The organism is Pseudomonas sp. KCJK9000 (genome assembly GCF_046230725.1).
GTDB classification, from domain to species: domain Bacteria; phylum Pseudomonadota; class Gammaproteobacteria; order Pseudomonadales; family Pseudomonadaceae; genus Aquipseudomonas; species Aquipseudomonas promysalinigenes.
The window spans coordinates 1-13635 of the sequence record NZ_JBJJLN010000076.1 but is presented as its reverse complement, the minus strand read 5'-3'; the positions used below and the strand labels follow the sequence as shown (position 1 = coordinate 13635).

Below are 13635 nucleotides of genomic sequence, written 5' to 3'. Positions count from 1 at the left end.
TGGGATTTGCGCGCGGACGCCTTTGTGCATGGCGCGGTATCGCGTCGTATGAACCAGGCGTCCGCGCGCACCTGCCACAGGCGTTACTGGCCCGAAACAAACGTAGGAGCGAGCAAAGCTCGCGATGCGCCGCGCGGGCGGCGCTCGATCTCACAGGCGCTAAAAGGCTCAAATTGAACCCCAAAAAAATCCGACACCAGTATCGGATTTTTCGACCCCAAGCCTGGACTCAAATGCGTAAGTGAACAGCATTACATCCAGGCTGCGGTTTTTTCCGAGTACCCGCATTCAGAGCACGAAGGTCAGCAGCACATTGAACGCCAGTGCGGCCACGAAACCAATCGGCGCAGCCTTCAACAGCAGCTGCGGGAACAGAGAAGCACGGTGCTGCTCATTAGTGCACGAACCCAGGATCAAGCTGCCACCTGACGAGAACGGCGATATCGAGGTGGCTTGCGCGCCAGCGACGATGGCGATGAACAGGATCATCGGCTCGATGCCCAGGTTGTTGGCAATCGGCAACACCATCGGGAATAGCGCCGGGGTCACGACACCCAGAGTACTGGAGAAGATCGACATAAACGCCGCCACCGCACCGAACACCACCGGCACCATGATCGGCGGGATACTGCCGCCGATCCACGAAGCAAGGATGCCGATGGTGCCTGCCTTGATGGCTACCGAAATCAGCATGCCCACACCACAGATCATGATCAGCGTGCCCCAGGGGACTGTCGCCATGGCCTTGCGCTCGTCGCCCAGCTTCAGCAACAGCGCGATCACCGAGAACAGGCTGGCAATCAAACCGATGTCCATCTTCGCGTTGATAAATGCCACCGTGGCATTGCCCGGCAAAGCGATAGCCGCCACCGGTGCGACCAACACGATAAGCATCATCGCCAAGGTCAACCACAAAGTAGTCTTCTGCTGGCTGTTCAGCGGCGCCGGTGCCACGGCGGTGAAGGCCGAAGCTTTCAGGGCGCGCCCCTGCCCGGCAACGAAGACGAACACGGCAATGACCAGCAATGGGATGATCAAGGTGCTGAGGAAAATCCCGGTTGCGTTGATGAACGCTTGGTTGTCACTCACGCCGGCATTGGTCATCAAGCCACGGAAGATGATACCGCTCTGGCTGGACATGAAATTGGCCCCGCTCAGCGCCCCGTAGTTCACCGCCATGCCACCGACGATCAGGCTCATGCCCGTGCGCTCGCACAGCAGCAAGGTGATCGGCGCCATGAAGGCCAGCACGGTGTAGTAGCCCGCGCCCATGGCGGCGATCACGGTGGCTGCGAAGAACACGGCGAAGGGCAGCAGCTGGGGCATGCTGCGGCAGCGGTAGATCATGTGTTCGGCGAGCTTCTCCAGCGTGCCGTTGACCGAGGCGAAGCTGTAGAACAGGCAGACCGAGAAAATCACGAAGAAGATCTTCAGCGGCCACATGCCGATGACTTCAGATGGGCTCAGGCCCATGCCGAAACAGCCGATTAAGTACGCGAAGGCGATGGCGAACAGACCGATGTTGATCTTGGTCTTGTAGCCAAGGGCGACGGCGGCGACGATGGCCGCGACGACGAGCATGCTCATCATGGTGAGGTGTCCTGTTGTTGTTATCGGATTATCAGCGGGAACGGTCGAAGCCGAACAGCTTCGCCGGGTTGTCGCGCAGCACCTGGGCACGCTCCGCGGCATCGGGCAGCAGCGCTTGGAAGAAAGCGAACTGTTGGCCATAGTCGGTGTGCTGTTCGAACTGGGTATGCGGCCAATCGCTACCCCAAAGCAGACGCTGTATACCTCCGGCAGCCTCGCGTATCTGCGCCAGCAGCCCTTTGGCCTTGGCCAAATCCGACTGGCTGCGGTAACCGGCAGACACCTTGAGCCACACCTTGGGCTCGGCAAGCAGGTGCAGGAAGATCCGGTGGCTGTCCAGGCTCGGGTCGATGCCTTCGCTGGGCAGGCCGAAATGATCGACCACCACGTCCACACCGCAGGCAAGAATCGCTGGCACGATCAGCGCCAAATCGTCGAAGCCGCGCTGAACTTCCACCTGCCAACCGCGCTTGGCCAGGCGCCTGAACAGCGAAGTCCACTCGGGGCCTGCGTAGTCGGCAAGCCGCTTGCCGATCAGGTTCAGACGAATGCCGACCACACCGGCGTCGGCCAGCGCGTCCAGTGCCGGGTCGCTGATGGCGGCATCTACCACGGCCACCGCGCGCAGGCGTTGGGGATGCCGGCGCAGGGCCTGAAGCATGTAACTGTTGTCGGTCCCCAGGAAGCTGGGCTGGATCAACACACCGTGAGACAGCCCATGATGGTCCAAGTGCGCAAGATACTGCTCCACCAAGGCGTCGTAGGCCGGGCTGTAGCGACGGTTGGGCACCATCGGCAGGTCTTGGCGAAAGATGTGGGCATGGGTATCGATGCCGGTGAGGGCGGGCAGGAGGGGGCTGGTCATGAAGATCACCCTGGTCGATTTGTTATGGCAACGTGGGCACGCCGCGGTTTTTATATAAACATACAGTCATATATATGAATGCATGACCTTATATTCAGCAACCCAAATCTGTCAATCCGGGTGCCGACGCATGGGGGAAAGCGGGTCGCTGTATCGGAGGGTGGGAACGCGGTCAGCGAATGTCGACGCGATAGCGGAAGTGCTGGGCGTGACCTATTGATCGGCGCCACTCCAGAGGCTGGCCTGCATAATTGCAAGCCAGCCGTTCGATCACCACCACCGGGCTGCCATTGGCCAGTTGCAGCAGCCGAGCATTGGCAGCATCGACCGCTTCGGCGGTGAGCACTTCCTGGGCGGATGCAACCACCTGCCCGCAGAGTTCTTCATAAATGGGATATAGCAAAGGACCTTTATGATTCAGGTCGACTTCCAGCAGCGGCTGAAACGGCTGACGCGGCAACCAGATTTGCTCGGCCAGCACAGGTTGGGCACCGAGCGAACGAGTACGCAGTATACGAATGGCAGCGCCACCTTCGGGCAAGTCCAAGGCCTGTGCGACCTGCTCGGGGGCTGATAGGGGCTCGACGCTGAGGATCTGGCTGTCAGGCATCAGCCGCTCGCCGCTCGCCGCTTCAAAACGGAAAAAGCGAAACAGCGAGGACTGGAACTGTGGGCGGCGAATGAACGTTCCACGGCCTTGCTGGCGCTCCAACACGCCCTCGGCGACCAGCGCATCGACCGCCTTGCGCACCGTACCGACAGACATTTCGAATTCACTGGCCAGCGCAGCTTCGGTAGCGATGGCCTCGCCTGGGCGCCAACGGTTGTTGGCGATCTGGGCAAGCAAGTGATCGCGCAGCAGTTGATAGCGAGGCAGTCGAACGTCACCGGACAGTTGGGGCATGTTATGCAGACATCTATATGTGAAATTGCACGAAAGGATTCCTGCTGAGCGATGTGCTGTCAATCCTTCGCCATTTTGTCCGGATAGCCACCTACAACCACCGCCGGCCCGGCACCCGAGCCATGGGTTACGTCCTGCGCATGGCATATGCTTGGAACCGGCAAATTTGAACAACAAGGACGTAGCAATGCTCGCTGCCATAAAAGGCTACCCCGCCAGCATACGCCTGCTGCTGGCGACCACCTTCGCACTGACGGTCGCCCGAGCGCTCACCCTGCCCTATCTGGTGGTCTACCTGGCTGAAAACTTCCAGCTCTCGATCGCCAGCATCGGCTTGCTGGTCGGTGGCGCGCTGCTCGTCGCGTCCGTGCTGAGCCTGTATGGTGGGCATCTGGTCGACACTGTTCACAACCACACTTTGATCAGCGCCAGTACGCTGATTTTTGCCTGCGCCTTCATGGTTGCCGTTGCCAGCCGAACGGCGTGGCTGTTCTTTCTCTGCCTGGTGCTGATCAACCTGGCCCTGGCAGTAGTCGACATCGCCGCCAAGGCCGGTTTCTGCACGCTGTTGCCCCTGGCGCAACGCGCCGAGGCGTTTGCCATCAAATACACCCTGAGCAACGTTGGGTATGCCGCCGGCCCTTTGCTCGGCGTGGCAATGTTGGAGCTTGACGACCATCTGCCATTTTTTGCCTCTGCGCTGACCGGGCTCGGTACATGCCTGGCCTACTGGCAACTCGGCGACCGTGGGCTGCAAACCACCGCCGTGACCGAGCCAAGCGCTGGCTTCACTCAGGTGGCAGTTAGCCTGGTACGTGACCACCGGCTCGTGTGCTTCACCGTCGGTGGCGTACTGAGTGCGGTCGTGTTCGGCCAGTTCACTGCCTACCTGTCGCAGTACCTGGTGGTGACCAGCAGCGCCAGCGAGGCGGCCAGGCTGATTGGATACCTGGTGACCACCAACGCGGTAACGGTGATCGCCTTGCAGTACCTGATTGGCCGGCGTATCGGCCGCCAAAAGCTGATGGCTTGGTTACTGGCTGGCATGGCGCTGTTCATCGCCGGTTTGCTGGGTTTCGCCATGGCGGGCTCAGTGGTGGCCTGGTGCCTGGCGATGCTGGTGTTCACATTAGGCGAAATCATCGTGATACCCGCCGAGTACATGTTCATCGACCTGATTGCTCCGCAGCATCTGCGTGGGGTGTATTACGGGGCTCAGAATTTGTGCAACCTGGGGGCAGCGCTCGGGCCGATGCTGGTGGGCTTCGCCCTGGGGCACTGGTGGCCGGGAAGCATCTTCTACCTACTGATGCTGTCGGTGGTATTGGCGGGGATGTTCTACTGCCTGGGTACACGCAACAGTTGAGCCCGCCTGCGACGACGCGCCGCTGCGACCATCGTCTGCGCTGACGAACCGCCGCCAGCGTGCCAGACTGTTCGACCGGGACCGCTATCTTATTGCTTCGGAGTTTTCATGTCGTTGTCCAGCGGGCTGATCGCCATGGTCGCCTTGGCCTATATGGCCGTGATGTTCGCCATCGCCTTTTACGGCGACCGGCGCAGCACTGCGTTGCCGCCGCGCCTGCGGGCGTGGGTATACAGCCTGTCGCTTGCGGTGTACTGCACCAGTTGGACCTTCTTCGGCGCGGTCGGCCAGGCCGCCGAACAGCTCTGGGCATTCTTGCCGATCTACCTCGGGCCCATCCTGCTGCTGATCTTCGCGCCTTGGGTGCTGCAGAAGATGGTGCTGATCAGCAAACAGCAGAACATCACCTCGATCGCCGACTTCATCGCCGCCCGTTACGGCAAGTCACAGTCCCTGGCCATCGTGGTGGCGCTGATCTGCCTGGTCGGGGTACTGCCCTACATCGCGTTGCAGCTCAAGGGCATCGTGCTCGGTGTCAATCTGCTGATCGGCGCCAATGCCGACGCCACCGGCACCCGCGTGCAGGACACCGCCCTGGTGGTTTCGCTGGTTCTGGCCCTGTTCGCCATCGTTTTTGGCACGCGCAGCCTGGACGTCACCGAACACCATCGCGGCATGGTCCTGGCCATCGCCTTCGAGTCATTGATCAAGCTACTGGCGTTCCTGGCCGTGGGCGTGTTCGTGGTGTTCAACCTTTACGACGGCTTCGACGACCTGCTCACCCAGGCGCGCCAGTCGGTGCACCTGTACAGCTACTGGCAGGAGACCATCAACTGGCCGTCGATGGTGGTGCAAACCGCCGTAGCAATGATGGCGATCATCTGCTTGCCACGGCAGTTTCATGTCACCGTGGTGGAAAACATCGAACCCCAGGACATGCGCATGGCGCGTTGGGTGTTCCCCCTGTACCTGGCCCTGGCCGCGCTGTTCGTGGTACCGATTGCCCTGGCCGGGCAGATGCTGCTGCCGGGCACGGTGATATCCGATTCATTCGTCATCAGCCTGCCGCTGGCCGAAGCGCACCCAAGCCTGGCCCTGCTAGCCTTCATCGGCGGTGCGTCCGCCGCGACCGGCATGGTCATCGTCGAGGCCGTGGCGCTGTCGACCATGGTTTCCAACGACATGCTGCTGCCCTGGCTGCTGCGTCGCACCAACGCCGAGCGGCCTTTCGAGGCCTTCCGCCACTGGATGCTGACCGTGCGCCGGGTGACCATCGTGGTGATCCTACTGTTGGCATACGTCAGCTATCGCCTGCTCGGTTCCACCGCAAGCCTGGCGACCATCGGCCAGATCGCCTTTGCCGCGGTCACCCAGCTGACCCCAGCCATGCTGGGCGCGCTGTACTGGAAGCAGGCCAACCGTCGAGGTGTGTTCGCTGGGCTGACGGCGGGCATCTTTCTGTGGTTCTACACCCTGGTGCTGCCGATCATCGCTCACAGCCTGGGCCTGCCATTGAGCGTGTTCCCCGGCTTGGCGTGGCTTCACGGCAACCCGCTGAATTTGCCGATCAGCCCTTTGACCCAAGGCGTGGTGCTGTCACTGGCGGGCAACTTCACGCTGTTCGTGTGGGTATCGATGCTGTCGCGTACACGGGTCTCTGAGCACTGGCAGGCTGGCCGTTTCATCGGCCAGCAGACCAGCGCCCGCCCCAGCAGCAAACCGTTGCTGGCGGTACAGATCGATGACCTGCTCAACCTGGCTTCGCGCTTTGTCGGTGAGGACCGCGCGCGGCAGAGCTTCATCCGTTTTGCCTACCGCCAGGGCAAAGGCTTCAACCCCAACCAGAATGCCGACGGCGACTGGATCGAACACACCGAACGTTTGCTAGCTGGCGTGCTGGGCAGCTCCTCGACCCGCGCGGTGGTCAAAGCCGCCATCGAGGGGCGCGACATGCAGCTGGAGGACGTGGTGCGGATCGCCGACGAAGCCAGCGAGGTTCTGCAGTTCAACCGGGCACTGCTGCAGGGCGCCATCGAGAACATCAACCAGGGCATCAGTGTGGTCGACCAGAATCTGCACTTGGTAGCCTGGAACCGCCGTTACCTGGAACTGTTCAACTACCCCGAAGGCCTGATCAGCGTTGGCCGGCCGATCGCCGATATCATTCGCTACAATGCCGAGCGCGGCCTGTGCGGGCCTGGCGAAGCACAGGTGCATGTGGCAAGGCGCCTGCACTGGATGCGCCAAGGCCGGGCACATTCTTCTGAGCGGCTATTTCCCAACGGGCGGGTCATCGAGCTGATCGGCAACCCGATGCCCGGCGGCGGCTTCGTGATGAGCTTCACCGACATTACCCCATTCCGCGAGGCCGAACAGGCCCTGCGCGACGCCAACGAGGGCCTGGAGCAGCGCGTGGCCGAGCGTACCCATGAGCTGTCGCAACTGAACCAGGCGCTGTCGGAAGCCAAGAGCCAGGCCGAGGCGGTGAGCAAGTCCAAGACCCGTTTTCTGGCGGCCGTCAGCCATGACCTGATGCAGCCGCTCAACGCCGCCCGGCTGTTCTCCGCCGCCCTGTCCCAACAAGCTGAGGGGCTTAACGAAGAAGCCCAGCAATTGGTGCAGCACATGGACAGCTCGCTACGCTCGGCCGAAGAACTGATCAGCGACCTATTGGACATTTCGCGCCTGGAAAACGGCAAGATCACGCCCGATGCCCAGCCGTTCGAGCTGAACCAACTGTTCGACACCCTCGGCGCAGAGTTCAAGCTACTAGCAGCCGAAAAGGGCCTGGAGTTTCGCCTGCGCGGCAGCCGCCTGCGGGTCGATAGTGATATGAAACTGCTGCGCCGGGTGTTGCAGAATTTCCTGACCAATGCCCTACGCTACGGCAAGAGCCCGATCCTGTTGGGCGTGCGGCGCGAGGGCGCAAGCCTGTGGCTGGAGGTCTGGGACCGCGGGCCGGGGATAGCCGATGACAAGCTGCAGGTGATTTTCCAGGAGTTCAAGCGTCTGGACAGCCACCAGACCCGCGCCGAAAAGGGCCTGGGCTTGGGCCTTGCGATCGCCGATGGCCTGTGCCGAGTGCTTGGCCACCGGCTGCAAGTGCGCTCTTGGCCAGGCAAGGGCACGGTCTTTCGGGTTAACGTGCCGATTGCCCGCACCGGTGCGGCGGCTCCCAGTGCCGCCGCAGAAACCGCGAGCCAGCCCCTGGCCGGCTTGCAGGTACTGTGCGTGGACAACGAAGACAGCATTTTGATTGGCATGAACAGCCTGCTCAGCCGGTGGGGCTGTCAGGTCTGGACCGCACGTAATCGCGCCGAATGCGAAGCGCTGTTGGCCTCCGGCATGCGCCCGCATCTGGCCTTGGTGGACTACCATCTGGACGACGGTGAAACCGGCTCGGGGCTGATGGGCTGGCTACGTGCGCGCCTTGGCGAACCGGTACCCGGGGTAGTGATCAGCGCCGACGGCAGCAAGGAAACCCTGGCCACCGTTCATGCCGCAGGCCTGGACTACCTGGGCAAACCGGTCAAGCCAGCGGCCTTGCGTGCCCTGCTCAACCGCCATCTGAGCCTGGTTCAGTAACCGCCATCTCTGCCAGTGCTTGATCCGCCAGCGCCCGCTCCAGGAGCTCGGCCGGCAGACTCTTGCTGGCGCGAGCCCCGAGCATTTTGAGCTGCTCGCTGCGGCTGACCAGATTACCGCGCCCTTCGCAGAGTTTGTTGCGGGCTGCGGCATAGGCCTTGTCGACCTGTTGCAAGCGATTGCCCAGTTCGTCCAGGTCCTGGATGAACAACACGAACTTGTCGTAAAGCCACCCGGCGCGCTCGGCGATTTCACGGGCATTCTGGCCTTGGCGTTCTTGCTTCCACAGGCTGTCGATTACCCGCAAAGTCGCCAGCAGGGTCGTTGGGCTGACAATCACGATCTGCCGGTCAAAGGCCTCTTGGAACAAGTTCGGTTCAGCCTGCAGAGCCGCTGAGAAGGCCGCTTCGATGGGAACGAACAGCAGCACGAAATCCAAGCTGTGCAGGCCTTCGAGGCGGCTGTAGTCCTTGCTGGACAACCCTTTGACATGGCTGCGCAGCGATTGCACGTGCTGTTTGAGCGCGGCCTCATCGTTGTTGCCGACAAACTGCTGATAGGCCGTGAGGCTGACCTTGGCATCGACCACCACCTGCTTGTCACCGGGCAGCATGATCAGTACATCCGGCTGGAACCGCTCGCCATCGGCGCTTTTGAGGCTGACCTGGGTCTGATATTCACGGCCCTTCTCGAGCCCCGCATGCTCCAGTACCCGCTCAAGAATCAGCTCGCCCCAATTGCCCTGGGTCTTCTGGCCTTTGAGTGCCTGAGTCAGGTTGGTGGCCTCGTCCGAGAGGCGCAGGTTCAGCTGCTGCAGTCGCTCCAGCTCCTTGCCCAACGAGAAGCGCTCACGAGCCTCTTGCTGGTAGCTCTCCTCTACGCGCTTTTCGAACGCTTGAATGCGTTCCTTGAGAGGGTCGAGTAGCTGACCGAGATGCTGCTGACTGGTCTGTGCGAAACGTTGCTCACGCTCGTCGAAGATTTTTGTGGCCAGGTCGGCAAACTGCGCACGCAGGGTATCACGGGCCTCCTGCAGGTCCTCGAGACGCTGTTGATGGCTGTCCTGCTGCTCGCGCAGCTCTGCTTCCAGGCGCGCGGCCTGGACTTCCAGGCGGCGCAATTCAGCCTCACGCGTGGCCCGCTCAAGGTGCCAGGCGTGGGCAGCATCGCGGGCATTGTCGCGGTCGATCTGCAGCAGTTCCAGTTCTCGGCCCTGAGCGGCCAACTGCGCCTGCTTGAGCGCATTGGCTTCGCTCAGATCGCTGACTTCGTCGCGGCTGGCCTCCAGCTGTGCCTGCAGCCCGGCCTGCGCCAACTGCGCGCCGCTCAGGCGTTCCTCGAGCAGCGCCTGTTCGCCCAGGCGCGCAGCCTGACGACGCTGCACCAGCAGGACCCAACCCAGGCAAGGCAAGCCGCCTGCCACCAACCCCAGCAGAACGCTGGTCAGATCCACTGCCATGCTTGACCCCGATCACACCGTTGCAAGTTGCACGCAGCTTATCAGTCTGCCGGGGCAGGCGCCTGCTCCGCCTGAGCATCCTCGAACAGGCGCGCATACTCCAGTTGCGCGCGGCGATCGCCGGCGCGCGCGGCCTGGCGCAACAATTCATGGCCAATACGCCGGTCTCGGGCGTTGCCGCAGTCACGGCAGAGCATTTGCCCAAGCCGGCTCTGCGCCACCACCACGCCTTGACGTGCAGGTTGTTTGAGTAGGCGCCCGGCAATGTGCTTGACCTGCTGCTTTTCACCAAGCCGCGGGCTGTCGAGCAACCACAGAGCAACTTTCAGGGAGAACCGCTTGGGCGTTGATACCGACGAGGCGACAGCGGAGCTGGCGAGGGATTTACCGCGAAACTTCATGACGACAGGGATAGCAGTTCGAAAAGCGCGCCACTGTACTCCTTTTTTTCGTGCATGACGCTGGTGATTTACAGCGCAGCGGAATTATTTTTTGTGATTTTTTCTTGACGTTTTCAGGTGGGTAGCGAGCCGATTGGCAGATGCCGACAGATTGTAGGACAGTTCGCTAAATTGCTGGTACGCCCGTCCTAGAGCAAGCGCTTGGGACAATCCACAGTTCCTGTGGATAACTCGGTGGACAACCCCCTCTAGGCGCCCGCAAACCCCCGTGAAATGGAGCTTACAGTCAAACTGACGATTTTTTCACCAGCTAAAATTAGTGTTTTTTTTCATTGACTTAAGCCATCAGTCAAGTCATTGGCGGGGTCGGTGGGATGTGTTGCCAAGCCGTTACAAGTGCTGCCTCAGATGTGAACATCTGCACCGAAAGCCTGCATTTGCGTGCACGAACATGGGACATCCCGCCAATCGAGCCCTTTAGTACCCCCTTCACATCTCGCTAAAGACGCGCCATACTGCTCGGCTAGCTTCGAGAAGAATTTTAAGCTTGCATTAACCGTTCAACGGCGGTAAGGTGCACCCCGTTAGTACCAAGCTGAAAGTCAATTCTGGCCTAAAGCGTCCTTGCAGCCCAATCGCTCTCCCGACCGATAGCTGCTGAAACCAGGACCGGCCCACTCGATGATTCCCTCGCCAGCACAGCGCTGGTCCAGAACGAATCAACCGGAAGATTGATCAGGATCCCACCCCGATGGCCTAGAACCTTGGCCCCGGTGTGCTGCCTGCCTTCTGAAGTACCTACCAGTCAGCCCAAGCGCCCAAACATTGATTGCGCTCTATCTGGCTGCCCTGTTCCAGTCAGGTTCGTTCGTCCCTTAATAAAGGCGTCACTGGAACGTTTCTATCATGCACGGATCATAATCCCCGTGTTTAAAGCAGGAACATCCAAACAATATGCAAACTCATCATCAAATTCAGGCTGCCATTGGCACCCTTTCCCAGGCCTTCTCGCCACTCAAGTGCCTGATCACCGCCCCACGCAAAGGTAACTTCAGCTTCACCCTGGTGGACGAACATGGCGTGGCTTGCCACACCGAACGCCTATACCCAGACCAGTACAGCCGCTCGGAGCCTTTGCAGGCCGTGATCGCCCGCACCCGTCAATCCTTGACCGCGTGAATGGCGAATATCAGGGTATTCACTCCCTGAATCGCGCCACTACAGAGCTGTCTGACTGTTATTGGGCTAATTGCTGTAGGGCATATGGCACCGATGGTCAGGCAGCAATCGATTTAAAAACAGCCTTTTACACCACGATTATCACACTACACTTCAACTCGAGCGGTGCTTGCCGCTTCCGGCGGGCCTGACCGAATACCAGCTGCCAAGCTCCAGTGCCCGTCGGCCCTTACCTGCTCGAGGCCATCATGGGTATTGCGGCGAATGAATTGTGTGAGTACGTGATTCGACCAACCCTGGTCTATCTAAACCGCCATTGCGCCAGCGCTGAGGCCCTGCTTCTGGGAATAGCCGCCAGCCAGTCGGCTCTGGGCTCAGCCTTGCAGGACCGCCGCGGCCACGGCCTGTATCGTATTGGCGAAGCCCGTCACCAGGCCGTATGGGACCATTTTCTGGCTCGTGATCCGGAGTTGGCCAGCCTGGTGCGTGGCCTGGCCAGCCAACACGCCTTCCTGGGTGGGCCGCACCTGGAGCTTACGGTAAACCTGCGCTATTGCACTGCCATTGCCTGGATGCTCATCGAGCAGCAGTCCCTGCCACTGCCAGCAGTGGACGACCTGCTGGGTCAGGCACGTATATGGCGACAGATTTTCAATCCGCATGGGCGCCTGCGTGACTTTGCCAATGCCTGGCATTCCTGCGTGGAACAGAAAGTGCCCCAAGCATCTTAGGAAGCACCCTACATAGTTTTCGAACAAAAGGAATTCTGGTCGGATTGTCCTACAAAACCGCTCTATCTCCTGCGATCTGGGCTATAGCGCGGCGCGTGATTTGTTGGTAGCTTTTCGCCTCGGAGATCACAAGGAGTTTCTAATAATGAAAAAAGCAATGCTCAAAACCTCCCTCGGCGTAGCCGTTGCCCTGGCATCCAGCCAACTCTTCGCTGCCGGCTTTGCACTCAACGAGCAAAGCATCAGCGGTATGGGTACAGGTTTCGCAGGTCGGTCTTCTTCCGCCGATGATGCCAGCACCGTTTATGGCAACCCGGCCGGTATGTCGCGTCTCAAGCGCCAGCAAGTGACGGTGGGGGGTGCTGCCGTTATCGCCAAAACCGACATTTCTGGCCCTGGCAGCAGCCCGCTGCCCGGTGAAACCGACGGTGACATGGTGCCAACGGTAGGTGTTCCGATGGGCTACTACGTCAAGCCTATCGATGAACACTGGAGCGTCGGCTTCGGCATGTACGTCCCGTATGGCCTGGTGACCGATTACGGCAGCGGCGATGCTGCGCGCTACTGGGGCAAAAAGAGCCACGTTGAGGTCATCACCTTCCAGCCAACCGTCAGTTATGCCTTCAACGACAAGGTATCGATCGGTTTCGGCCCTACGATCAACAAGATCAAGGGTGAACTGGGTTCGAACACCATCAACCGCTTCACCCCTGGCACCAATGATGGCGAGGTGAAAATCAAGGGTGACGACACCGCCGTCGGCTACAACGTTGGTATCCTTGTACAGGCTACGGATCGCACCCGTGTCGGCCTGACCTACCACTCGATGGTGGACTACAAGCTCGAGGGCAACACCAAGGTCAACAACGCACTGATCGGGCCTTACAGCGGCAGTAAGTTCGACGCCACCTTGAAGATCAAGACACCGGAGTCTGTCGACTTCTCGGTCACCCATGAGCTGGACGACCACTGGACTCTGTATGCTGGCAGCACCTGGACCCGCTGGAGCCGCCTGAAAGACATCACTGTCAACAACGAAGTACCGGCACCGCTGGCCGCCCAGTTCGGTACCATCACCGAAGAGCAGAACTGGCATGACACGTGGGCCCACGCCATTGGCGCGTCCTACAAGGTCAACAAGGAGTGGGTACTGCGTACCGGCTTCTCCGTCGACCAGTCGCCAACCAACAACACTGACCGTTCGCCACGCATTCCAACGGGTGATCGCAAGGCGATCAGCATCGGTGCCGGTTACAGCCCAACCGATGACATGACCATCGATGTGGCCTACTCCTACCTGTGGGAAGAAGACACCAAGGTCAACCTGGCAAGCGCCACCAAAGGGCGTTACCAAGCCAAGTACGAAAACAGCGCTCACGGTATCGGTGCATCCCTCACCTACCGTTTCTAAGTTGTAATCGCTGCGAAAGAAACCGCCCTAGTGGCGGTTTTTTCAATTCTGGCCACCCAAACTCCGCTGTTGCTGTTGTTGTTGCTTTTGCTTTTGAGCGCGCGGTAGTTCAGCAAACGCCGAATGCGACTTCAGGAGGCCGAG

At 60.4% G+C, this 13635-nt stretch carries 10 protein-coding genes; 5 read left to right on the top strand and 5 right to left on the bottom strand.

What is annotated here, in order from left to right; genetic code table 11:
- Nucleotides 1-288: 288 nt before the first annotated feature.
- From ACK59H_RS21290 to ACK59H_RS21280, 3 genes are all read right to left on the bottom strand, one after another.
- A complete protein-coding gene (locus tag ACK59H_RS21290; RefSeq protein WP_261744993.1) occupies nucleotides 289-1590 on the bottom strand; it encodes an SLC13 family permease in 1302 nt (433 codons plus the stop codon).
- 31 nt (nucleotides 1591-1621) lie between these two features.
- Entirely contained in the window at nucleotides 1622-2455 is an 834-nt protein-coding gene (locus tag ACK59H_RS21285; protein ID WP_409264886.1) for an amidohydrolase family protein, read from the bottom strand.
- A 172-nt stretch (nucleotides 2456-2627) separates the two neighbouring features.
- Nucleotides 2628-3359: a GntR family transcriptional regulator gene (locus tag ACK59H_RS21280; protein ID WP_060479805.1), complete on the bottom strand. Its 732-nt coding sequence runs from the start codon at nucleotides 3357-3359 to the stop codon at nucleotides 2628-2630.
- A 187-nt stretch (nucleotides 3360-3546) separates the two neighbouring features.
- Here ACK59H_RS21280 and ACK59H_RS21275 point away from each other — a divergent pair, with 187 nt between their 5' ends.
- Together ACK59H_RS21275 and ACK59H_RS21270 are read left to right on the top strand one after the other, a co-directional pair.
- Entirely contained in the window at nucleotides 3547-4725 is a 1179-nt protein-coding gene (locus tag ACK59H_RS21275; protein ID WP_409264885.1) for an MFS transporter, read from the top strand.
- Nucleotides 4726-4833: 108 nt separating this feature from the next.
- Nucleotides 4834-8310 (top strand): NahK/ErcS family hybrid sensor histidine kinase/response regulator, encoded by a 3477-nt coding sequence (locus ACK59H_RS21270; protein WP_409264884.1) that lies wholly within the window; start codon nucleotides 4834-4836, stop codon nucleotides 8308-8310.
- Here ACK59H_RS21270 and rmuC read toward each other — a convergent pair.
- Nucleotides 8282-9655, bottom strand: coding sequence for a DNA recombination protein RmuC (gene rmuC, locus ACK59H_RS21265; protein ID WP_186476892.1), 1374 nt, complete (start codon nucleotides 9653-9655; stop codon nucleotides 8282-8284). The two genes, ACK59H_RS21270 and rmuC, sit on opposite strands and share 29 nt — an antisense overlap.
- Before the next feature lie 155 nt (nucleotides 9656-9810).
- Nucleotides 9811-10170 (bottom strand): sel1 repeat family protein, encoded by a 360-nt coding sequence (locus ACK59H_RS21260; protein ID WP_186476518.1) that lies wholly within the window; start codon nucleotides 10168-10170, stop codon nucleotides 9811-9813.
- 954 nt (nucleotides 10171-11124) lie between these two features.
- Between ACK59H_RS21260 and ACK59H_RS21255 the strand changes: the two genes are divergently transcribed.
- From ACK59H_RS21255 to ACK59H_RS21245, 3 genes are all read left to right on the top strand, one after another.
- Complete coding sequence (locus ACK59H_RS21255) at nucleotides 11125-11349, top strand: hypothetical protein (protein ID WP_409264883.1); 225 nt, start codon at nucleotides 11125-11127, stop codon at nucleotides 11347-11349.
- A 248-nt stretch (nucleotides 11350-11597) separates the two neighbouring features.
- Nucleotides 11598-12080: a hypothetical protein gene (locus tag ACK59H_RS21250; RefSeq protein ID WP_409264882.1), complete on the top strand. Its 483-nt coding sequence runs from the start codon at nucleotides 11598-11600 to the stop codon at nucleotides 12078-12080.
- A gap of 145 nt (nucleotides 12081-12225) precedes the next feature.
- Nucleotides 12226-13491 (top strand): OmpP1/FadL family transporter, encoded by a 1266-nt coding sequence (locus tag ACK59H_RS21245; protein ID WP_397468204.1) that lies wholly within the window; start codon nucleotides 12226-12228, stop codon nucleotides 13489-13491.
- Nucleotides 13492-13635 lie beyond the last annotated feature (144 nt).